Here is a 20,844-nt window from a genome sequence, read left to right on the forward strand (position 1 = left end):
AAGGGCAAGGGCAAGGGCAAGGGCAAGGGCAAGGGCAAGGGCAAGGGCAAGGGCAAGGGCAAGGGCAAGGGCAAGGGCAAGGGCAAGGGCAAGGGCAAGGACAAGGGCAAGATCTGGCCCATCCAGACGATCCCCACGCACCGCGCGTCGCGGCGGCGGGGTGGACCGTGGTCCGGCCCCGCGAGTACCATAGTCGGGTCGTCCGGGGCCGGCCGGTTTTGCGGGGCTCCGGTTCTGTGCCGGATATTTTTGACGAGGCGACTATGGAAATCAGGTTTCCCGCGGGCGCGCCAGCCTACCGCGATTCCAATCTGACCGTTGTCTTTCCCGCGCTGGTGGACGGCGAGCCCGTTCCCTGCGCGATCTCCGTCGAGGCGCTCGAAGACCATTTCGGCGCGTGTTCCGAAGATGAAGAAGCCTGGATGCGAGCGTTCGACGCTGGACGTCCACGCATAGAGGCCGTGGCGCGCGAGCATCTGCAGATCAGCAACGGCACGCCCGTGCTGCTCAAAAGCGGTCACTTCCCGCCGGGAAACGCCGCGGGTTGAGCGAACCGGAGCGCGCGGCGTCCTGCATGGGTCACGGAGCCGTTGGCTGCGTCGGCCCGCGCAGGGCGGCTCGGGCTGCTGACGACTGCTTCGACCGTGTCGGCTTCCGCTGCTCCGGGCCCGGCCTCCACCTCACCGGCCCCAGCTCCGGCCGCGCACCCAACCCTCCGCGCAACGTTTTCGCTCCCACCGCTCGCCAGCGCAAACACGCCCACGCATCGGGCGCGTGATAACGTTGTGGTTCCCCTGACTCTGCGCCGCCGCGCGTCGTCTTCCATGTCCCTTCCCGCCTCGCCCGCAGCCAGCGACGAAGTCGCGATTTATGTAGCCAACCGCATTGGCTTCATCGAGCTCCAAAGACCGCAGGCGCTCAACGCGCTGTCGATCGGCATGATCCGCGCCATGCACGCCGCGCTCGACGCCTGGTCCGAAAACCCGGACGTGCTCGCGGTGGTGGTACGCAGCCAGCATCCGCGGGCGTTCTGCGCGGGCGGCGACATCCGCTTTCTGTACGAGTCGGCGCGGCGCGGCGACCAGCAGGCCCGCGACGAGTTTTTCATCGAGGAATACCGCCTCAATCACGCAATCTTCACTTATCCGAAGCCGTACATCGCGTTGATGAACGGCGTGGTGATGGGCGGCGGCATGGGCATTTCGCAGGGCGCGCATCGCACCGGCGGGCTGCGGGTGGTCACGCAGTCCACGAAAATGGCCATGCCTGAAACGCGCATCGGGCTCTTTCCCGATGTCGGCGCAAGCTGGTTTCTCGCGCGCACGCCAGGCGCGATCGGCCGTTATCTGGCGGTGACGGGCGAGACGATCGGCGCAGCCGACGCGCTGTACGCCGGTCTCGCCGACCTCTACATGGAAGACGCCGCGTTGCCGGCGCTTATCGACACGCTGCGTTGCGAACTGTTCGAGCGCGGCGCGGACGTGGTCGCGTGCGTCGAGCGCGAATGCCGTGCGTATCAGGTCGCGCCGCCGCCGGGCGAAGCGCCGCTCGCTCGTGCGCGAGCGCTGATCGACCGGCATTTCGCGCTGCCGGACGTGCCGCGCATTCTCGCTTCGCTCGCGCAGAAGTGCGACAGGGACGCCGCCGACTGGGCCGAGCAGACAATCGCCGTGTTGCGCGAGCGCTCGCCGCTTTCGATGGCGGTCTCGCTCGAGGTGGTGACGCGCGCGGAAGGCTCGATGGCGGATGTGCTGCGCGGCGATCTGGATCTCACGCGTTCGAGCTTTCTGCACGGGGACGCGGTGGAAGGCATTCGCGCGCGCATCGTCGACAAGGACAACGCGCCGCGCTGGCGGTTTGCGCGCATTGAAGACGTGAATGCCGCCGACGTGGCGAAGATGTTCGAAAGCCCGTGGCCCGCGAGCGAGCATCCATTGCTCGACCTGGGCAGTTAGCCACGCAGCTAGACACGCACCTAGCCACGCAGTTTGCCGTGCAGTTAGCTCTGCAATCGGCCCTGCAGTTAGCCCTTGCAGTCAGCCCTAAAGTCAGCTCTGCAGTTAGCCGCTCGCCTGGCGTTGCCCGGGTTCAATCCCCGTCTTCATTTGCCATGAAGGCGCGCATGAAGACGAGCGCGCCCCAGCCCCACATGGCGTTCGCCGCAAAACCCATCGCAAGGCGCGGCAGCATGTTGCCGCTTGGCCAGATGCCGCGAATCGGATCCACCACGAAGACGCTCGCCGCCGTCAGCACAATGCCGCCGAATACGAAAGCCGGCAGCCACGGCGCGCGCCGCTCGGGCGCGACGCGCAGCAGCCATGCCATCAGCACAGCCCAGAACGCACTCCAGATTGCATTGGCAATGAACTCGGGCAAACCGAGCGGCAGGAACGGGGCAGTGGAAAAACCGCTTTGTTCGACGACGCCCGCTGCATGCAGCAGCGCGAGCGTGGAATCATGAAAGAACAGCGATGCCAGAAAACCGGCTACAAACGGCAGGATGAGTTTTTGCATGCATTGCACCGCCAGGGCACAGGCGCGTGATTTGCGATGCCTGCACCGGATGATTAGAAATGTGCGCCATTATATCCAGCGCTAGCGGCTTTTCCGCTGCCTGTCCAGTCGCGTTCGTATGTTGTAGCGTCGGGCTAATCACGCAAGTGGAAAACCTAAGCTCAAAAAAATCGTTCAAAAGCCGCACCCCCGTCCATAGACTGTTTCTCCATGCAAACGGTGCGTCGCACAGTCGCGCTTAGCGTCGATACCGCAACCTTCCGTCCTTTTGCGATGCGCCGCCGGTTCGTCTCCGATGATCGGCCGGATGCGTGCGGCTGGCGTGTGCGCGTGGTGTGCGTACGGTGTGCGGGAGCGCGCGGCGGCCTCTGCAATGCGCCTGCCTTGCGCTGGCAGACGCGGCGGGCGCTGTCGTGACCCAATCCAGTTCTGCCTTAAGCGGGGAGCAGCAAATGAATGTGTTCTGGTTCATTCCGACTCACGGCGACAGCCGTTATCTCGGTACGTCGCAAGGCGCGCGCGCGGCCGACTACGATTATTTCCAGCAGATCGCGGTGGCCGCCGACACGCTCGGCTACGAAGGCGTGCTGCTGCCCACCGGCCGTTCATGCGAAGACGCGTGGGTGGTCGCCTCGAGTCTGATTGCCGCGACCAAACGCCTGAAGTTTCTGGTCGCGATCCGGCCGGGCCTCTCGTCGCCGGGGCAGGCTGCACGCATGGCCGCGACGTTCGACCGTCTGTCGAACGGGCGCCTGCTGATCAACGTGGTGACGGGCGGCGACGCGGCCGAGCTCGAAGGCGACGGCGTATTCGTCGACCACGACACGCGCTACGAAATCACCGACGACTTCCTGCACATCTGGCGCAAGCTGCTCACGGCCGCGCATACCAACGAGGCAATCGACTTCGACGGCAAGCATCTGAAGTCGAAGGGCGGCAAGGCGTTGTATCCCCCTGTGCAGAAGCCCCATCCGCCGCTGTGGTTCGGCGGTTCGTCGCCGGCCGCGCACGCGATGGCGGGCGAGCATATCGACACGTATCTCACATGGGGCGAGCCGCCCGCGGCGGTCGCGAAGAAAATCGCCGACATTCGCGCGCGCGCTGCCGCGCATGGCAGGACGGTGCGCTTCGGCATTCGCCTGCATGTGATCGTGCGCGAGACGGAAGAAGAAGCGTGGGCCGCCGCCGACAAGCTGATCAGCAAGCTCGACGACGAGACCATTGCGCGCGCCCAGGCGTCGTTCGGGAAGATGGACTCCGAGGGCCAGCGCCGCATGGCCGCGCTGCACGGCGGCAGACGCGGGAGCCGCGCGGAACTGGAGGTCTATCCGAACCTGTGGGCGGGCGTGGGCCTCGTGCGCGGCGGCGCGGGTACCGCACTCGTCGGCAATCCTGAACAAGTGGCGGCGCGCATGAAGGAATATGCCGAGCTTGGAATCGAGACGTTCATTCTGTCCGGCTATCCGCACCTGGAAGAGTCGTACCGGTTTGCGGAACTCGTGTTCCCGTTGCTGCCGAACCGCCGGAGCAAGGTTTCGGACGGACCGCTGTCCGGACCGTTCGGCGAGATCGTTGGCAATCACCATCTACCGAAGGCGGCGAGCGCGAGCTGAGCGCGGTCCGTCCGGTCCCAGCACCTTCGACAGTCAATCAGGGAAGTCATCATGGCTCAATCCACCGTGAGTGCGCAGCGCGACGAAGTGGTGCGTGACGGCGCGGCGTTCGGCTTGGTGCGCGCGTCGGCCTTCGGCTCGTTGCGGCAGATGGGCGTGTCGCTTGCGCCGTGGGTCGCGCCCCTTCTGATCCTGCTCGCCTGGGAAGCCGCCGCGCGCAGCGGCGTGCTTTCCACGCGCGTGTTGCCCGAACCGCTTGCTGTCGTGAAGGCGGCCTGGTCGCTGATACAGTCCGGCGAAATGTGGGCGGACGTGAAGGTCAGCACATGGCGCGCCGTGTCCGGTTTCGCGATAGGCGGCGGCATGGGGCTCGTGCTCGGGCTCGCGACCGGGCTCTTCAAGCCGGCTGAGATTGCACTCGATTCGACCGTGCAGATGATCCGCAATATTCCCGCACTCGCGATGATCCCGCTGGTCATTCTGTGGTTCGGCATCGAGGAGCAGGCCAAGGTGTTTCTCGTCGCGCTCGGCGTGTTTTTCCCGCTCTACGTGAACACTTTCCACGGCATCCGTTCGGTCGATCCGAACCTGATCGAGATGGCGCGCAGCTACGGCGTGAAGGGTTTCGCGCTGTACCGCCATGTGATTCTGCCGGGGGCGTTGCCGTCCATTCTGGTCGGCGTGCGCTTTGCGTTGGGGCTGATGTGGGTGACGCTGATCGTCGCCGAGACCATTTCGGCGCAATCGGGCATTGGCTATATGACGATGAACGCGCGCGAGTTCCTGCAAACCGATGTCGTGGTGGTCGGCATTCTGCTGTATGCCGCGCTCGGCAAGATCGCCGATGTGCTGGCAAAAAGTCTGGAGCGCGTGTCGCTGCGCTGGCACCCGGCTTATCAACGTGGAGGTAAGGCATGAGCGCAACGACACTCTCGGCGTCGTTCGGCGGCATCGCGGGCAGCGATCTGGAGGCGGAACTGGCGCAGGCGCGCGTCGTGGACCGCGATGCCGAGCTGGCCGCTGGTTCCGAAGGGCGCGATGGCGGGCTTCGGCGTGCGCACGTCGAGCGGCCGGGCACAGGGGCGGCGCGCGCGGCGGTGCGCAATGGGGCGGATGCGGTTGGGAGTGGCGCTGGAGGCGGACACGACACATACGGCGGACAGGGTACGCACGGCACAAGCGGCACACGGGACCCACGGAGCAACGGCGCTTATGGCCCTAGCGACTGTAACAACGCCCCCAATGCTCGCAGCACTCACGGTGCTAGCGGTGCCAGCAGCGCCAATGGACCTCACGGCGCCCGCAGGTCAGCCGACTACTCAGTCGAGTTGCGCAGCGTCGGCAAGCAGTATGGCGAGCGCAAGGTTCTGACGGACTTCGATCTGTCGATCGAGCGCGGTAGTTTCGTCGCGATTGTCGGGCGCAGCGGTTGCGGGAAATCGACGTTGCTGCGGCTCGTTGCCGGTCTCGAGCAAACCACGACGGGCGTGCTGCAGAAGCGCGCCGAAGACGGCCGGCCGCTCGATACGCGGATCATGTTCCAGGACGCTCGGCTGTTGCCGTGGAAGACAGTGCTGCAGAACGTCATGCTCGGGCTGCCGCGCAGCGCGCGCGAGCACGCCCGCGCGGTGCTTGCCGAAGTCGGTCTGCTGGAGCGCGCCAACGACTGGCCCGCCCAGCTTTCCGGCGGTCAGCGTCAACGGGTGGCGTTGGCGCGGGCACTCGTGCATCGTCCGCAATTGCTGTTGCTCGACGAGCCGCTCGGCGCGCTCGACGCGTTGACGCGCATCGAAATGCACGCGCTGATCGAGCGTCTGTGGCGCGAGCACCGTTTCACCGCGTTGCTCGTCACGCACGACGTGCACGAAGCCGTTGCGTTGGGCGATCGCATCTTGCTGATCGAAGAAGGGCGCATCGCGCTCGATCAGCCGGTGCCGCTCGAGCGCCCGCGAGCGCGTGCGTCGGCGGGCTTCGCCGCGCTCGAAGAGCATGTGCTGCAGCGCGTGCTGAAGAATGCGCCGAACGATGACGCATGGTCGCACGAGTCTCACGTCGCGCAAGACGCTCGCACCACGCGCGACGCAGCCCGCAGCGGCCCATTCAGGCGGCCTACAGAGGTTCGCTGGGCTGTCTGACATTCCTTGACTGACTGAATTCAATCGCTTTTCTGGAGCCATTCGCAATGAGCATTTCCGCCATCAACGTACGCAATCAGTTCAAAGGCAAGGTCAAGGAAATCATCCGCGGACCCGTTGTGTCCGAAGTGGATGTCGACACCGCGTTCGGCATCGTGACCTCGGTCATCACCACACGGTCCATCGACGAACTCGAGTTGCAGGTGGGCTCCGAAGTCGTGGCGCTCGTCAAGTCGACGGAGGTTTCGATCGCGCGCCTGTAATGACCGCGCTACTTTGCGTTCGCGCCGCTCGCGGGCGGCTCGTGCATCATTTTGTCGTTTGTCGGTTTGCGCGGACGCTTGATCGGCATGTTGTCCGGATTGCTCGAGCCGGTCGCACCGGAGGCCGACTCTGGCGGCTTGACCATCGACGACGCGGCGTCGGCGGGTTGCGCGGCCTGCGCCGCCTGCGTCGTGTGCTGCGTTGCGGCCATGTCCGTTTTGGCCCATGCTGCCGTTTCGTTTGCGCCTGCCGTCAGCAGCGCGGCGGTTGCGCCCAGTGCAGCCAAAGTGCTTCGCTTCATCTCGTTCTCCTTTTGCGGGCCCCGCGTTCGCGGGTTGCATGAGGTTTCCCGGTAGACCCGCGGCTCGCGCGAAAATTCACGCGTAAGCCATTCGTGCATGACGATCCGCCGTCACGACGACATCCGCTGCCGAAACTTGCTAGGATGAATTAGTCATCGACGCAGACCGGAGACCGCCATGTCCAAGCCACTGAGTCCCGAAGCGATAGAAGCGTTGCGGCGCCTGAACGAAGTAGGCGTCGGGCAGCCGGTGCCGAAGTTTCCGCAGTCCGTGACCGCACAACTGCTGGCGTGTGGTCTCGTCGCCGAAGCGAATGGCGACGAGGTTGAAATCACTTGCAACGGCAGGCAATACCTTTCCGGCGATTGCGACTGAACCCGCCGATGGGTGTCTCACGCGATGTCCGCTTGTGACGCGCAGCAGGGGTGTCCGGCTGGCGGCCAAGGCGTCGCGCGCAGCGTCAAAACTGGCGCGTGGGGCGACGTTTGAGCGCGGCAAACCTGATCGCAAGCCGCAAGCCGGCCAAAGCAAGGAGGTGAAGATGGAGCCGAAGGGCCTCGACATGGGTGACTACCAGGAGCGCTATCTGGACTACGACATAGAGGTCGCCGTCGAGCAGGTGCTTACCGGCGTCAAGGCGCATTTTCGCGTGCTGCGCGAGCACGCGGTGGTGGTTGACTGGCGGCTCGTGCATATCGACAGTCTTTGGCCCACCGAGCATGCCGCCGCCGAGGCGGGCTTTCGCGCCGCGCGCGAGGTGATCGATGCGGGTCTTGCCGCGTAAGGGCGCGGCGCGCGCCTCGGCTGCCGCTGCCCGCTGCAGCTGGCGACGCAGGTAAACGAAACAGGGCGCCGCACCGGTATCCGGTGGGGCGCCCTGTTCGCACGCTGCCTCGAGTGGCAGCGTGGTCGACGGCGACTGCTTAGTGGCCGAAGAACACCGACTGCGGGCCGGAAACCGGCTCACGGGTGCCCGATTGCGACGACACGTTGTTCACGCCACCGTAAGCGTTGGCTTCGGCGTTGGCACGTTCAGCCGCGACGGTTTGCGCGTTCTGGCCTTGTTGCGACGCCGGTGCGCCGACGGACGGGCGGTAGAACGGTGCCGGGCCGTAGCCGCTCGCAAAAGCCGGTGCGGCGACGGAAGCGGAAACTGCGACGAGCAAGGCGGCGATGAGCTTGGTCTTCATGATGTACCTCCAAATACTTCGATTTTCAGGGTGGCGTTGCAGGGACCGGTGGGTGTCTGCAACGTCGATGGAAGGCAGTGTATACCCCTACTATCGAAAATTTGTGCCGATAATCTGAAATTACTGTTCTCATTCCTGAAATAATGGCTCGGCGCCTTGCCCGACGCGGCCTCCCGCTGGTTCGACCCTCGTTTCTCCCTGAGAAAGCCGCTTTATGGCCCTGATGCGGTGAGGGATTCTCGATCCGCAGAGCGCTTCAGCGAGGGCAATGCTTAGGCTGAGCCGCATCCGGCATTGCGGTAAATCGTCGCTCAGCGTCTCGACCCGAGCCTTTGGAGCCCTACGGGCTCATATCCGCATAGTCCGTGGCGTCCGGTGCCACGTCGCCGTGGATCGACGCCGTGCCGAAATACATGTACGAGAGGATGTCGACGTCCGGTATTCACGAGCCGCGCGAGTATGGCAGAGCCGTGACGCCGACGCCAATGCGGCCGGCGGGCACGCGCGGTTTGAGGTGATGGCCGAAGCCATCCTGGTAATACATGCCATCGCCCATCGCCGCGAAGTTGGTGGCGCCAAGCCGGCTTCGGCATGGAAAAACGATTCGCGTGCGCGCTCGCAGCGGCGCAGCCGAGCGACATTGCTACGGCTGCTGCTCTCCATCGGGCGCCCGCGAATCGGACGTCGCGTCGAGCTGGATCACCGCTCCAGCCTGGCGGCTTCACCACTCGAACACTTGCTCGACGGTCGCGGTGCGATTCAATAACGCGCCCGCAAGGAACAGCATAGGCAGGCTGATTTCCCGCGGCTGCCTCCGCAGTACTTGTGCCACTGCTGCGCACTGGCGAGCCCGAATAGAGCTGCCGTCTGACTTCCCGAGGAAGCGAGCCGATCCTTCCGCGCGCGAAGATTTTGCGGCGGCGGTGCAACGTAGAGAATTGGCATTGCTGATGGCGCGCAGGTATCGACGGGATGCCTGAGGACCTCAAGCGGTACCTGCCGCACAACACCCACCAGGCAATCAGCTACTCAATCCTCTGCCTCACTTTTCTTGCTATCCGATATACGTCTATCCGCCGAGAGCCGCGAAGTGCCGCGACGGCATGGCAACAGGCCGCGCAATCGGCGGCTGACGCTGAAGAAGCGCAGAAGTCGTAGTCCGATACACATTCAATGACCTCCGACCAGTTGGACGCCCAAGCCGCGAAGCTCGGCATTCTGCGGAAGGACTGACCATGCGCATCTTGAACGCCTTGCCGATTGCCGTTGCGTTGGTCGGCTGCGCATCGCAGCAGGCCGCGGAGCCGACCGCGCCGGTTTTCGTGACGCGCGTGGTCAATGATTGCTCCTGGATTCCCGCCGGCACCTACAGCACGCACGACACGCAACTGATCCGCGAATGGATGGTTGGATATGAAAAAGCGCGACGGAAGAATTGCCTGTCGCGCTGAAGCGCAGATGAGCCTATCGAATCGGCGCAGCTAGCCTGCGCCTGGCTGTCGCCTCACCTCAATTGTTCCGGTTTGAGATCGGGATGCATGGCGTGCAGGGGATTGAGTCCCTCCAACAGTATCTCGCCCAGAATCTTGCCGACCATCAACTGGCACGCCTGCTGTTCTTCGTCGGTCAATTGGCTCCAGATTTCCGCAAGCACGTCGTTGAGTTCGCCGCCTGCCTTGAGCAGGGCCGCGTTCATTTTTGCTGCTGCTTCGTGGTCCGCGATCATCGCTTTTCTCCAGGTTCGGACAGCGTCGGCACGCATCGATTCTTTTTGAGGCATTCGTTCACGCACCGTTGAAATGTAACGCCGTGGTCGCGTGTGGGAAGCGTACTGATGCACTGCTCAATGCATTTACTCTTTATCCGCCGGCACCGATCGGAATGGTTTTTCCAACCGTTAGGCCCTGACGCCAGCGCAACTGCTGCGGGAATCAATTCGGTGTTCGCCGTTTTGCCAACAGCGTGCGCCACGGCGAAGGCGCAAGAGACAGAGGCCAGCGTGATGGCCGACGCCCGTAAAAGAGCTTTCATGATCATCTCCATAGAATGGCCGGAGATGGCCGCCCCATGACGACCGATTCCGGCCAATGCCCATGTTGGTTTCATGGGCAAAGAGATTTTAAAAGCTCAGCATCTGCTTACGGCAGCGTCGTGGCCCAGATCTCCTAAACCCGGTTTAGCAACGCTTAAGACTTACAACACTTTCACAATTGCCCCCGAGGGGCGATGACATCAAGCCACTTCCAGTTAGCGAACTTGTCCCCGGTCTGCCTGATATGCGTGTATCTCTTCAGAGATGTCCAACTCCGGTGACCGGTGACGGCGGCCACGTGCGGAATGTTCCAGCCCATCTCGAACAACCTGCTCGTGCCTTCGTGCCGCAGGTCGTGCATGTGCAGATCGGGAATCTCGAGAAACTGGCACGCGCGCGTGAAGGCCATGCCAACGGCGTCCGTTCCGTAGGGAAAGATACGGTCGTCGAGCCGCGGCTGCGCCTGCACGATCCGCAGCGCTTCGGGCACCAAGTCGCACCAGACGTCGTTACCGATCTTCTGGCCCGGGTGCTTCAGGTCTCGCACGAGAATCCGGCTTTCGTCTGCGTCCAGATCCTTCCATTCGATGCGCAGCATTTCGTCGAGGCGACGCGTCGAAAAGATGGCGAAGCAGGTCAGGATCGCCATCGGCGCGCTGTCCGGGCGGCGCTTGCGGATGCCCTGGAAGTGGCTGAGTATCAGGTCGAGCTCGTCAAGCGTCGGCCGCCGGGAGCGCTGCGCCGACTTGCTGGTCGTCCCCAGCCGCTTCATGACCTTGCGCGCGTCGTCCATCGTCTGCATGTCGAGCGGGTAGCCCCAAGCGGGCCGCGCGATATTGAAGACCGCCGCCAGGTGCGAAATGTAGTTGGCCGCCGTTTGCGGCTTGACGTCGAGGCTCCGTGCGAACTGCACAATTTCCTGACTGCCGACCTTGCTGCATTTCATCTGACCGATCGGCGCTTCGCTGATAGCGCCGAGGACCTGCTTCTTCGTGCGCCCGACGTCGCGCTTCGGGTCTTCGATGTAGCGCTCGATCGCCCTGGCGAGAGTCGGGTCTTCCCGCTGGGCGGACTCGAGCGCGCCCGGCTGCGCCAGCTCGCGTTCCCGTTTGTCGATCCGCGCCTGTGCCGCTGGCTTTCGGTCAAATGTCTTCGCCTTGGTATGCACCACGCTGCCGCCTTGCTTCAGGCGTATCTGGGCGGTGTACCCTATACTTTCATCCTTGCGTTGTCGTGGGGCGATTGTTCCCATCGCTATCTGGTGCTACATGAAGTTTTTCGGTGCTACGTCGTAGCACTCGCGCCGAACCGACGAAAACGGACTTAAACCGAGCACTCAAGAATCATCCGTAGGTCTATGACTGTGCAGAAAAAACCAATGAAATCAACCCCACGGCGGGTATCGGTGGCACCCATGATGGACTGGACCGATCGTCATTGCCGCTCGCTTCATCGCATGATTTCGCGCCATACGTGGCTTTATACGGAAATGGTGACGACTGGCGCGCTGCTGCACGGCGACGTGCCGCGTCACCTCGCGTTCACGCCAGACGAGGCGCCCGTCGCGCTGCAACTTGGCGGCAGCGAGCCAGACGATCTCGCGCGCTCGGCGAAGCTTGGCGAGCAGTGGGGTTACGACGAGATCAATCTGAACTGCGGCTGCCCGTCGGAGCGCGTGCAGCGCGGCGCCTTCGGTGCATGTTTGATGAACGAGCCGCAGCTGGTTGCCGACTGCGTGAAGGCGATGCGCGACGCGGTTGGCGTGCCGGTGACGGTCAAGCACCGGATCGGCGTGGATGCGGTCGAGGAGTACAGCTTCGTGCGCGACTTCGTCGGCACTATTGCGGACGCCGGCTGCGAGGTCTTCATCGTGCATGCGCGCAATGCGATTCTCAAAGGCCTGAGCCCGAAAGAAAATCGCGAGATTCCGCCGCTCAAGTACGACTACGCGTATCGGTTGAAGCGTGACTTTCCGCAACTGGAGATCGTCATTAACGGCGGCATCAAGACGCTCGACGAAGTGGATGCGCATCTCCAGCATGTGGATGGCGTGATGCTCGGCCGTGAGGCGTATCACAACCCGTATCTGCTCGCCGATGTCGACGCGCGCTTCTATGGTTCGGCCGAGGCGCCGCTCGCGCGCGAGCAGGTGGAAGCGAAGCTAATCGAGTACTGTGGCGTGGAGATGGCGCGCGGCACGTATCTCGGTGCCATCACGCGTCACGCGCTCGGCCTTTATCGCGGCGAAGCCGGTGCGCGCGGCTGGCGCCGTGTGCTGTCCGACAGCAAACGTCTCGCTGCGCGCGACCTCGCTATCTTCGACGAGGCGCGACAACATCTGCGTGAGCCGGCCGAAATTTTTGAATAAAGGACTAGGCAAACCGCGTTCGTGTTCGTATAATCTCGTTTCTTCGTTGGCGAGCCGGGTTTTCAAGCTGTTTTCAGCAGTTATTTGAGCAGTTTTCGGCGAGTCAAAGCAGATATCAGTGGTGGCTGTAGCTCAGTTGGTAGAGTCCAGGATTGTGATTCCTGTTGTCGTGGGTTCGAGCCCCATCAGCCACCCCAAAGAATTTAGCGTTAGATCAAAGCTTTAAACGACGGCACTGTGAAGAAACACAGTGCCGTTTTTGTTTGCGATTCCCGCGAAAATTTCCATTTTCGGAATCGAGCGGCACCCCTCGCTCATACGCCATAGCACATCATCCTTGCATCCATCCGCTACGTCCGTGGCGTCGATGTCGGACGCGCGCACGTCGCCGAAGATTTCGAGCAGCTTGAGCGAACACTGCGTGTAGTCGGCGCGCGCGTACTTCGAATATCGCTTCCAGCCGGGTGTCTCCTGACGCTGCGCCCAAAGCCGACGGATCGTGCCGATGTCGTCGCCGGTGCCCGCAAAGTCTCTTCTGGTATAAATTCCCTGACCAATCGAATTCGGTCACCTGGGTGAACGGCCCGTTGGGACTGGCATCGCGATCGCGCTTGGCCGTGGGCATCAACTTCGATGGTATGACTCATACGCTTACCCGATCCATTGCGGGGCAAGGAAGCAAATTTGCCGAAGGTGTGGGGCAGATCGCGAGTGCAGGCGCTCCAGAACTCTGAAGCGTTGTCGCACTGAATTCGGCAGCGGCTGCCAATTGCCGGTTCATCTGCCAGGTCCCATAGCCGAACGCTAGGGGAAAGACCTAATAAGAGGTAGCAACTGTTTTTGCCTCTCTCTGCGCTTCAATAAGGTATACCGCATCGGTTGGATGGAACAGCCTACCGTGCCGCAGGAGGGTTGCTGGGACTGCGCACTGGGAGCCGGTTGGACATACTGCTGTACCCCCGAGGACCAGCGAATCACCCTCCGTATTCGACGACTATCGCAGTTGGCTGCTTTTTATTCCTGAACGCGCAGTCTATCCGGCGCCGCATGAGCAGCCACTGCCTGCAATCATCAGCGTCTCGACAAAAGACCTAAAAACTCCCCCGCGCCAAATCCCGCCTTTCCGATTTTCAATGCGCAAATGATGGATGCGCTAACGCCCTACGGTGACTGACCACGCTGGACATTAGCAGGCGCGCGGGGTGTCTCGTAGCAGTTCTTTCAAGAAATTCCTGTGTAATATTGGCGTGCTAGGCTTTTCGAATGCGCTTGAGAAGTGCGCATTTGCAGGGAATAACGGTCAACATTTCAATAATCAAGGACCCCCGAGAGAGGCCATGCGACATGCATAATCTGAATTGGAAGAATGAAACCGACTTCGAGATGGGCGGGTACACCTTGCGCATGCATTATGAGCACGGTGGCAGCAAGATAAAATCGGAAGGGAATGAGTTCCTTCTAATGAAGGCAAAAAATTTTCTCGGACACTACACATCGCTTCGTCCGGAAGATTGCCGAAAAGTGCTTGAGTTAGGTGTTTACCAGGGCGGCTCGTTTGTCTTTCTCGATCAACTTCTTGAGCCCGAAAAGATCTCTGCGCTGGAGTTGTCCACGACGACGATCCCTGCGCTGGATCAGTATGTCGAGAAGAATTCCGGCCGCGCGAAGATTTACTACGGCACGTCGCAGGACGACGTATCGAAGCTCCACCAGATAGTGGATGAAGATTTCGGTGGTGAACTGGACCTGGTGGTAGACGACGCTTCGCACTTTTACGAGCAAACGAAGACGTCGTTTAAGACTCTTTTTCCCCTGGTTCGCCCCGGCGGCCTTTACATCATTGAAGATTGGAACTGGGCGTTTCAAGACGCGTTCCAATCGCCTGATAACGGCTGGTTTGGAGTCCCATCTCCGGCGAATCTGATGATCGAACTGCTGGAGGAAATGACCCGCAACGGCATGATTTCCGATATAGAGGTCCATCGAGAATTGTGGAAAATTCGTCGATCGACCGTTAAGGACGGCGAGATCTTTGCCTCACAGGGACGCAGAGGAAGGTCCATCGGGCTGCTGTAACGAAGAGTCCCAGTCAAAACTGGGACTTTTTATATCAGCGCCAAATTGTGACGAGGTCAGCAACGTGGTCGTCTCGGGATAGGAAGGTGCGGACCAAATCTTGGACTACCTGGAGGCAGTCCATGTACTCGTATGGAGCGCGCATTCGGGGGTTCGGCTCTATCTGAAGTTGGGAGAGCGCATCAGGGCGACGATCGTGCAGTTGGGTTATCCGACAAGGGACTTCCTGAAGGCCTGGCCTCGTGAAAACGAACAGTGTCGCGATTTACAAACTGGCTATATTCCTGCCACGCCGAGGTCGTCGGCCGAACAGGAGCAAGGCTGCCGTCGATCATCCTGTGAGCCATGACCGTTGTGCCGCGGCACCTTTGAGGGCTTTCGGGCTATCCGAGTCGCGGGCCCTCTTGCAGCCTCGATTGAAGACTGTGTCCCGAGATCGGAAAACCTCTGGTCGGCAGAGGAACTGGCAGCGTTGCGAAATCGCAGCGGTGAAAGCGGGCGGCGAATCGAGCTTGCCCGCAGTTCCTGCTTCTATCGTACCCATCTGCTTGTCGTTGACAGGCATGGATGAGGCGAGAGGTCTCCGTCTCGAAGAAGGCGGCGCGATGTTTGATGCGGCTGCCAGGTGTGACCGCGGCCACCACCAGACTACGTCGCTACGGCACCTATCATGGAGAAACAGGTCCTGCGGCGGAAAATCTCATGAATCTTGATTTCTGTGCAGCAGCACGAATCAAAATATTAATGGCTGCGTCCTCCGCCGTGCCAACCGCCGCCGCTCCACGAACTGCCGCCTCGCGATCCGCCATAGCCGCCGCCGTGCCAGTTACCGCCGTGGCCGCCATGCCAGCCGCCGCCGCGCCAATGGTCGCCGCCGTAGCAACAGCGCCCACCCCAATTGCCCCAGATGCCGACCGTGCCGTACACGGGCGCATACGGTGCGCCGTATGCATAGCCGTAGTCAGGGTAATAAGGTTGTGCGTAGCCGTAGTCATACGCCGGCGCAACAGCGCATCCGCCAGCGGCTGCCGCCAGGGCCAGCAATACCACCGATGCCAGGAACCTGCTCACGATCGTCTCCCCGTCCTCATATGGAGATTGAGAAAGGTCGCGGGCGAAGGAGTTCAGCCGTATTTGTGTCTGCGCGTTACCGCGTGCGGCTGCGCTGCGGTCGGTCCGTTCTCTCCATTCTCTAGCCTCATTGTCACGCCGCCACGTGTGAGGACTGCCGCCGCTGCGAGCACTGCCCGCCGGTGCTCCGGGTGGTAACCGTTGGTAAATTTCTGTGCCGCGCCACGATGCGGCGCGAGCACTCGTCATCGGACAGACGAGGAGGCCTGGCGTTGTCGCAAAGGCTCTATCAGCGACGACAAGCCGTTGTGATCGATTTCGTGCATCAGCGCAAGCAACCGACCGATCTCGCCCGGTGGAAAGCCCTGACTCGCGAACCAGTTCAGGTAATGGCCGGGCAGATCGGCAATGAGGCGGCCTTTGTACTTGCCGAAAGGCATCGTGCGCGTGACCAGCAGTTCGAGGTGTTCAGGATTCACTATGTCGACCGACGCGGAAAAGGGTTGAGTGCAGCGGGGTTGAGTGCAGCGCCCTCGGAGGCCAGCCAGCACGGCATTCTAGCCTCCCTGCAGGCATCGCGCCGCCGTGGTAACGTCGGCGGTTTATGTTCATACAACGATAGGACAGCTTCCATGGAATACCGCAGACTCGGCGATTCGAACGTGCAGGTCAGCCTGATCGGGCTCGGCACCATGACGTGGGGCGAGCAGAACAGCGAGCAGGAAGCGCACGCGCAGATCGACTACGCGCTCGATCACGGCGTCAACCTGATCGATACCGCTGAGATGTATCCGGTCCCTCCGCGCGCGGAGACGCAGGGTTCGACCGAGCGTTTCATCGGCACATGGCTCGCGCAGCATCGCAGCGCGCGCGAGAAAATCGTGCTGGCCACCAAGATCGCCGGGCCCGCGCGTCAGCCGCACAACCCGCGCCATATCCGCGGCGAAACCAACCAGTTCGACCGCAAGAATCTCACCGAGGCGCTCGAGGACAGCCTCAAGCGTCTGCAAACGGATTACGTCGATCTTTACCAGCTGCACTGGCCGGACCGCAACACGATGACATTCGGCCGGCCGGCGTATCCATGGGTCGACGACGAATACACCGTGCCGATCGAAGAAACGCTCTCCGTGCTCGGCGATTTCGTGAAGGCGGGCAAGGTGCGCCATGTGGGCGTCTCTAACGAAACGCCGTGGGGTGTCGCGCAGTTTTTGCGTGCGTCGGAGAAGCTTGGCTTGCCACGCATCGTCAGTATCCAGAACCCGTACAGTTTGCTCAATCGCACTTACGAAGCGGGGCTCTCCGAATTCGCACATCGCGACAATATCGGCCTGCTTGCGTATTCGCCGCTCGCGTTCGGCTGGTTGACGGGCAAGTACGAGGGCGGGGCGCGCCCGGTCGGCGCGCGCATTTCTCTGTTCGAGCGCTTTCAGCGCTACAGCAAGCCGCAAGCGATTCAGGCCACTTCGCGTTACGTCGAGCTGGCGAAGCGTCACGGACTGTCACCGGCCCAGTTGGCGCTCGCCTTCGTCAATAGCCGGCCGTTCGTGACGAGCAATCTGATCGGCGCAACCTCGCTCGCTCAGTTGAAGGAAAACGTTGCGAGCGTCGACGTCAAGCTGCCGCAAGACGTGCTCGATGAAATCGACGCATTGCATCAGTTGCAGCCGAACCCGGCGCCTTGAGGCGGCCGCGAGCGGGCTAGACGGCGGGTGAGGAGCGCGCATCGGGGGCCCGGCGAGCGGCCCGCCCGTGGGCACCCGGTGACCACCAGGCGACCGTGCGGCGACCACCGAGCGACCACCGAGCGACGATCAACCGCTCACAAGGTTCCGAAGGCGCAGACCCGGCGGCCGCGAGGCGTACAACAAGCGGCCTCCTATCAGCCGGCCACGCTGGCATCAGGCGCTCTCCGTCTCGCATCGAGCCGCCACGACTTGCAACGAAAGGCAAATGTGCCTGTCTGTCGGCAAATCACGACCTAAACTGTGGTGAGCAGGCCGGGCTTCGCCACTCGTCGCGTTCGCGCCGTCGGCGCCGCGCGCATCATGGCGTTGGCCGGTGCGCGAATGATACGATGCAGCCCAAAAACGGCAGGGCGGCGGCCCGTCCGCCGCGCTGTTCAATACAGCGATAGGACCCAGGACATCGAATGGCTCAACAAAAAACAAACCCGAAACTCGAGCAGGCGCTCACGCGCGGGGACCTTGCGATCCGTCAGGCGAATTCGGCGCGGGCGACCGCGTTGCTGCGCGCGCTCGCCAAGATGATCGTGGATGCGTCGGCGACCATCGGCGTGGAAGCTTTCACGCTGATCCCCGACGGCGACAAGATTTACGATCCCGCTGACGGTCTTTGGCCGCAAGAGCTGCAGATCTCGCTCGACGGTCCGGTGGAAGACGCCGATCCGGACGAGATCCGCACCGTGCGGCTGATCGCGGACGACCCAGGCACGCTGTTCCGCGTCGAATGGCAGCGGGCAGACGGCAAGATCGGGCGACAAGAAGGCGGCCCGTTCGCGACGGTCGCGTTCATCTCGGATGTGGACATTCCCTGGACCGACGACGAGGACTGAGCGGACGCCGCTCGCACTGCTTCACGGGCGGGCGTTGACCGGCTCGGTCCAACGCCCGCGATGACACGGGTTACTTCATCATCCGGCGCCGGAACAGCACGGCCGAAACGATAAAACCGCCTACTGCATAAGCCGCCAGTACGAGAACATGTGCGGCGACGTTCTCCAGCGGCCGCGCCAGCATCGCCGGCCGGATCAGATCGACAGCGTGCGCCAGAGGCAGCACTTCTGCTGCGCCCCGCGCGGCGGCAGGCAACTGCGAAATCGGAAAGAACACGCCGGAGAGCAGCAGCATCGGCGTCAACACCAGCGTCTGATAAAACATGAAAAAGTCGTACGACGGCGCGAGCGCGGTCACGACCATCGCGACGCTTGCAAATGCAAGTCCCGTCAGCACGATGACGGGCAGCGCCAGCAGCATCGACGGGAAACTGGCGTAGCCGAGCGCGCCCGCCACCAGCATGATCGCCGCCCCCGACAGCACGGATTTGCTGGCCGCCCAGATCACTTCACCTAGCACGATGTCGCCGAGCGTCAACGGCGTGTGCATGATGGCTTCCCACGTGCGCTGCACGTGCATGCGCGAGAAACCGGAATACATGGACTCGAAGCTCGCCGACATCATCACGCTCGAAGCCACCGTGCCCGCGGCGAGAAACGCGATATACGACACACCGTCGACGCGGCCCACCATCAGTCCCAGGCCGAAACCCAGGCCGAACAGATAGATCATCGGATCGGCGAGATTGCCGAACATCGAGGCGAGCGCCAGCTTCTTCCACACGAGATAGTTGCGGCGCCACACCGCGATCCAGTTGACGGCGTTCGCGGGCAGGGCGGCGAGCGGCGCCGGCGCGGGCGGCGCGGCTTCGTTGCTTCGGTAGGTGCGTGCGTCCATTGCGGGTCTCGTGCGGTGTTTGGGGCGGTGTTTGAGGCGATGTTCCGTCCGATGTGTGCGGCGGTCTTCAGCGTGGCAGTCGCGTGGCGTTTCGCGTGCTGTTTCGCGTGCTGTTTCGTGCATCCGCCGCGCGAGCGCCGGGCGCGCTCAGTCCTGCATCTCGCGTCCCGTCAGCCGCAGGAACACATCTTCGAGGTTCGCCGGCCGGTGCAAATAGCGCAGATCCGTGCGCTGCTTGAGCCGGGCGTGTACCGGTCCAGCGTCGTTCACGTAGCAGAAAAGCGTCTCGCCGCTGATCTCCGTCCTCTGCGCAAGCGGCGCGAGTTCGTCGCGCAACGCGAGCGGATCGGGGCCGAAAATCTCGATCACATCGCAGCCGATTTCCGATTCGATCAGCTCGCGCGGCGCGCCCTCAGCGATCTTGCGTCCTTCCTCGATCACGCACAGCCGGTCGCACAGCCGCTCGGCTTCCTCCATGAAATGAGTGGTCAGCAGAATCGTCTTGCCGCGCCCGAGCAGCGAACGCAGGCGCTCCCAGATCAGATGCCGTGCCTGCGGATCCAGGCCGGTAGTAGGCTCGTCCATGATCAGCACGTCGGGGTCGTTAACGAGCGCACGTGCGAGCGTGAGGCGCCGCTTCATGCCGCCCGACAGCTCGCTCACGCGCGCGTCGGCTTTGCTCTCCAGACGCGCGAATTCGAGCAGCGACGGCACCATCGCGCGGCATTGCGCGCCGCTTAAGCCGAAGTACCGCCCGAACACCAGCAGGTTCTCGCGGACGGTGAAGTCGGGATCGAGGTTGTCGAACTGCGGCACCACGCCGACGCGTGCCCGCGCGAGCCGCGCCCGGCCGGGAATCGGCTCGCCGCACAGATGGATCGCACCGGCGTCCGGCGCGGCGATGCCGAGCAGCATGCGCAACGTGGTGGTCTTGCCCGCCCCGTTTGGTCCAAGCAGCCCGAAACATTCGCCGGTCTCGACATGAAACGAGAGTCCGTCGACAACTTTCTTTTCGCCGTAGCTTTTTTGAACCTGATGGAACTGGATGGCGGCGTCAGGCATGGATGAAATCGAGGCTCCGGGAAAAGTCGCGAATGACCGGGAAGGCTGCTCATTCTAGGCCATCGGCCACCAATTGTTGCCAGCGGGCTCTGCAGCCGGGCGGTTTCTTGCATCGCCGCATGGGCGGTGCGGCCGCTGCCGTCGCCGCCCAGGCCCCGTATGCACAAGGCACGTGCGAAACTGATGGGCACTTAGCGTTTTCCATCCCTTGCAAGCTGAATTGCGGCGCACCATGATTAACTAGACCGCGCTTGTGCGGAAAGGGGAAAACGATGGCGAGCTACCAGAAAATCCTGCTGTGCTACGACGGCTCGCGTGAGGGCCGCAAAGCGCTACGTTGCGGCGCCGATCTTGCGCTGGATCTCAAGGCGGACACGCATTTGCTCTCGGTCGTGGACATGCGTTCGAGCATCGCGCAAAGCGCGGGGCTGCTGACCGACGTCGCGTGCGGCAGCTTCGAAAAGACCGCGCGGGACATTCTGCAAGAAGGCGTGGACTGGCTGACCCAGCGCGGCGTGAAAGCGCAGGGGCACTTTGCGTTCGGCCATCCGATCGACGAGATCGCCAATCTGGCCAACGAACTGCACGTGGACCTCGTGGTGGTGGGCCACCGTTGCCGCACCGGCCTGTCACGATGGTGGATGGGTGCCGGCAATACGCCGCTGCTCGACCGCGTGTCGTGCAGCATTCTTGTCGCATGTTCGTCCGCGCAGGAACAGCAGCAAGAGGCGGCCTGAGCGAGCC

The 20,844-nt window shown here is 62.6% G+C and carries 26 protein-coding genes, 1 tRNA gene and 1 pseudogene; 18 read left to right on the forward strand and 10 right to left on the reverse strand.

The features are described 5' to 3' along the window. The 3 genes from F757_RS36120 to F757_RS0108875 all read left to right on the forward strand — a co-directional run. The coding region (locus F757_RS36120; protein WP_198021373.1) for a hypothetical protein at nt 1–315 on the forward strand (315 nt) is incomplete at its 5' end. Continuing rightward, entirely contained in the window at nt 264–548 is a 285-nt protein-coding gene (locus F757_RS0108870; RefSeq protein ID WP_027211089.1) for a DUF1488 domain-containing protein, read from the forward strand. The genes F757_RS36120 and F757_RS0108870, both read left to right, overlap by 52 nt. 276 nt (nt 549–824) lie before the next feature. After that, nucleotides 825–1,955, forward strand: coding sequence for an enoyl-CoA hydratase/isomerase family protein (locus tag F757_RS0108875; RefSeq protein WP_027211090.1), 1,131 nt, complete (start codon nt 825–827; stop codon nt 1,953–1,955). 133 nt (nt 1,956–2,088) lie between these two features. Here the strand turns inward: F757_RS0108875 and F757_RS0108880 are convergent, their stop codons facing one another. Continuing rightward, nucleotides 2,089–2,514: a hypothetical protein gene (locus F757_RS0108880; protein ID WP_013339048.1), complete on the reverse strand. Its 426-nt coding sequence runs from the start codon at nt 2,512–2,514 to the stop codon at nt 2,089–2,091. Between the two features lie 452 nt (nt 2,515–2,966). Between F757_RS0108880 and ssuD the strand changes: the two genes are divergently transcribed. From ssuD to F757_RS0108900, 4 genes are read left to right on the forward strand one after another with little or no spacing between them, the layout of a single operon-like run. Continuing rightward, nucleotides 2,967–4,127, forward strand: a complete 1,161-nt coding sequence (gene ssuD, locus F757_RS0108885; protein ID WP_027211091.1) for an FMNH2-dependent alkanesulfonate monooxygenase — start codon at nt 2,967–2,969, stop codon at nt 4,125–4,127. 51 nt (nt 4,128–4,178) lie between these two features. Next, complete coding sequence (gene ssuC, locus F757_RS0108890) at nt 4,179–5,045, forward strand: aliphatic sulfonate ABC transporter permease SsuC (protein WP_027211092.1); 867 nt, start codon at nt 4,179–4,181, stop codon at nt 5,043–5,045. Beyond that, the gene (locus tag F757_RS0108895) at nt 5,042–6,262 is read left to right on the forward strand and encodes an ATP-binding cassette domain-containing protein (protein WP_027211093.1); all 1,221 of its coding nucleotides are present in this window, start codon (nt 5,042–5,044) and stop codon (nt 6,260–6,262) included. The genes ssuC and F757_RS0108895 overlap by 4 nt, the downstream gene beginning before the upstream one ends. A 47-nt stretch (nt 6,263–6,309) precedes the next feature. Continuing rightward, nucleotides 6,310–6,525: a TOBE domain-containing protein gene (locus F757_RS0108900; RefSeq protein ID WP_013339052.1), complete on the forward strand. Its 216-nt coding sequence runs from the start codon at nt 6,310–6,312 to the stop codon at nt 6,523–6,525. Between the two features lie 8 nt (nt 6,526–6,533). On the opposite strand, the gene F757_RS0108905 is transcribed toward F757_RS0108900, so the two are convergent. Continuing rightward, nucleotides 6,534–6,827 (reverse strand): hypothetical protein, encoded by a 294-nt coding sequence (locus tag F757_RS0108905; protein ID WP_027211094.1) that lies wholly within the window; start codon nt 6,825–6,827, stop codon nt 6,534–6,536. A 178-nt stretch (nt 6,828–7,005) separates the two neighbouring features. Here F757_RS0108905 and F757_RS0108910 point away from each other — a divergent pair, with 178 nt between their 5' ends. Further along, complete coding sequence (locus F757_RS0108910) at nt 7,006–7,203, forward strand: hypothetical protein (RefSeq protein WP_027211095.1); 198 nt, start codon at nt 7,006–7,008, stop codon at nt 7,201–7,203. 166 nt (nt 7,204–7,369) lie between these two features. Continuing rightward, nucleotides 7,370–7,612 carry a hypothetical protein gene (locus F757_RS0108915; protein ID WP_027211096.1) on the forward strand — a complete coding sequence of 81 codons (243 nt, stop codon included), beginning with the start codon at nt 7,370–7,372 and terminating at the stop codon, nt 7,610–7,612. A 139-nt stretch (nt 7,613–7,751) separates the two neighbouring features. Here F757_RS0108915 and F757_RS0108920 read toward each other — a convergent pair whose 3' ends face one another. Next, nucleotides 7,752–8,018 (reverse strand): hypothetical protein, encoded by a 267-nt coding sequence (locus F757_RS0108920; RefSeq protein ID WP_027211097.1) that lies wholly within the window; start codon nt 8,016–8,018, stop codon nt 7,752–7,754. Between the two features lie 517 nt (nt 8,019–8,535). On the opposite strand from F757_RS0108920, the gene F757_RS35725 reads away from it, so the two are divergent. Beyond that, nucleotides 8,536–8,784 (forward strand): hypothetical protein, encoded by a 249-nt coding sequence (locus tag F757_RS35725; protein WP_156923576.1) that lies wholly within the window; start codon nt 8,536–8,538, stop codon nt 8,782–8,784. Nucleotides 8,785–9,253: 469 nt separating this feature from the next. Then, nucleotides 9,254–9,469: a hypothetical protein gene (locus tag F757_RS0108935; protein WP_027211098.1), complete on the forward strand. Its 216-nt coding sequence runs from the start codon at nt 9,254–9,256 to the stop codon at nt 9,467–9,469. 53 nt (nt 9,470–9,522) lie between these two features. Here F757_RS0108935 and F757_RS0108940 read toward each other — a convergent pair whose 3' ends face one another. From F757_RS0108940 to F757_RS0108950, 3 genes are all read right to left on the reverse strand, one after another. Continuing rightward, nucleotides 9,523–9,744, reverse strand: a complete 222-nt coding sequence (locus F757_RS0108940; protein WP_027211099.1) for a hypothetical protein — start codon at nt 9,742–9,744, stop codon at nt 9,523–9,525. Beyond that, entirely contained in the window at nt 9,741–10,049 is a 309-nt protein-coding gene (locus tag F757_RS35730) for a hypothetical protein (RefSeq protein WP_156923578.1), read from the reverse strand. Before F757_RS35730 ends, F757_RS0108940 begins: the two co-directional genes overlap by 4 nt. 173 nt (nt 10,050–10,222) lie before the next feature. Beyond that, entirely contained in the window at nt 10,223–11,302 is a 1,080-nt protein-coding gene (locus F757_RS0108950; protein ID WP_027211101.1) for a tyrosine-type recombinase/integrase, read from the reverse strand. 126 nt (nt 11,303–11,428) lie between these two features. Here F757_RS0108950 and dusA point away from each other — a divergent pair, with 126 nt between their 5' ends. The 4 genes and pseudogenes from dusA to F757_RS37010 all read left to right on the forward strand — a co-directional run. Then, nucleotides 11,429–12,418 (forward strand): tRNA dihydrouridine(20/20a) synthase DusA, encoded by a 990-nt coding sequence (gene dusA, locus F757_RS0108955; RefSeq protein WP_156923580.1) that lies wholly within the window; start codon nt 11,429–11,431, stop codon nt 12,416–12,418. 121 nt (nt 12,419–12,539) lie between these two features. Beyond that, a tRNA-His gene (locus F757_RS0108960) sits at nt 12,540–12,615 on the forward strand. A gap of 1,147 nt (nt 12,616–13,762) precedes the next feature. Next, a complete protein-coding gene (locus tag F757_RS0108970; RefSeq protein WP_027211103.1) occupies nt 13,763–14,494 on the forward strand; it encodes a class I SAM-dependent methyltransferase in 732 nt (243 codons plus the stop codon). A 122-nt stretch (nt 14,495–14,616) separates the two neighbouring features. Further along, nucleotides 14,617–14,977 (forward strand): annotated as a pseudogene (locus F757_RS37010) (IS3 family transposase); the annotation flags it as partial. Nucleotides 14,978–15,235: 258 nt separating this feature from the next. On the opposite strand, the gene F757_RS0108975 reads toward F757_RS37010, so the two are convergent. Together F757_RS0108975 and F757_RS0108980 are read right to left on the reverse strand one after the other, a co-directional pair. Beyond that, complete coding sequence (locus F757_RS0108975; RefSeq protein ID WP_027211104.1) at nt 15,236–15,565, reverse strand: hypothetical protein; 330 nt, start codon at nt 15,563–15,565, stop codon at nt 15,236–15,238. A gap of 245 nt (nt 15,566–15,810) precedes the next feature. Next, the gene (locus F757_RS0108980; protein WP_027211105.1) at nt 15,811–16,044 is read right to left on the reverse strand and encodes a DUF3820 family protein; all 234 of its coding nucleotides are present in this window, start codon (nt 16,042–16,044) and stop codon (nt 15,811–15,813) included. 153 nt (nt 16,045–16,197) lie between these two features. Here F757_RS0108980 and F757_RS0108985 point away from each other — a divergent pair, with 153 nt between their 5' ends. Then, nucleotides 16,198–17,250 carry an NADP(H)-dependent aldo-keto reductase gene (locus tag F757_RS0108985; RefSeq protein WP_027211106.1) on the forward strand — a complete coding sequence of 351 codons (1,053 nt, stop codon included), beginning with the start codon at nt 16,198–16,200 and terminating at the stop codon, nt 17,248–17,250. A gap of 467 nt (nt 17,251–17,717) precedes the next feature. Continuing rightward, the gene (locus F757_RS0108990; RefSeq protein ID WP_027211107.1) at nt 17,718–18,140 is read left to right on the forward strand and encodes a hypothetical protein; all 423 of its coding nucleotides are present in this window, start codon (nt 17,718–17,720) and stop codon (nt 18,138–18,140) included. A gap of 70 nt (nt 18,141–18,210) precedes the next feature. On the opposite strand, the gene F757_RS0108995 is transcribed toward F757_RS0108990, so the two are convergent. Beyond that, nucleotides 18,211–19,038 carry an ABC transporter permease gene (locus F757_RS0108995; protein ID WP_027211108.1) on the reverse strand — a complete coding sequence of 276 codons (828 nt, stop codon included), beginning with the start codon at nt 19,036–19,038 and terminating at the stop codon, nt 18,211–18,213. A 147-nt stretch (nt 19,039–19,185) separates the two neighbouring features. Beyond that, on the reverse strand, nt 19,186–20,100 hold the full coding sequence (gene nodI / locus F757_RS0109000) for a nodulation factor ABC transporter ATP-binding protein NodI (protein ID WP_027211109.1): 915 nt from the start codon (nt 20,098–20,100) through the stop codon (nt 19,186–19,188). 272 nt (nt 20,101–20,372) lie between these two features. On the opposite strand from nodI, the gene F757_RS0109005 reads away from it, so the two are divergent. Next, complete coding sequence (locus F757_RS0109005) at nt 20,373–20,837, forward strand: universal stress protein (RefSeq protein WP_027211110.1); 465 nt, start codon at nt 20,373–20,375, stop codon at nt 20,835–20,837. Nucleotides 20,838–20,844 lie beyond the last annotated feature (7 nt).

Origin of the sequence: Burkholderia sp. WSM2232 (genome assembly GCF_000472545.1) — a bacterium.
Lineage (GTDB): Bacteria > Pseudomonadota > Gammaproteobacteria > Burkholderiales > Burkholderiaceae > Paraburkholderia.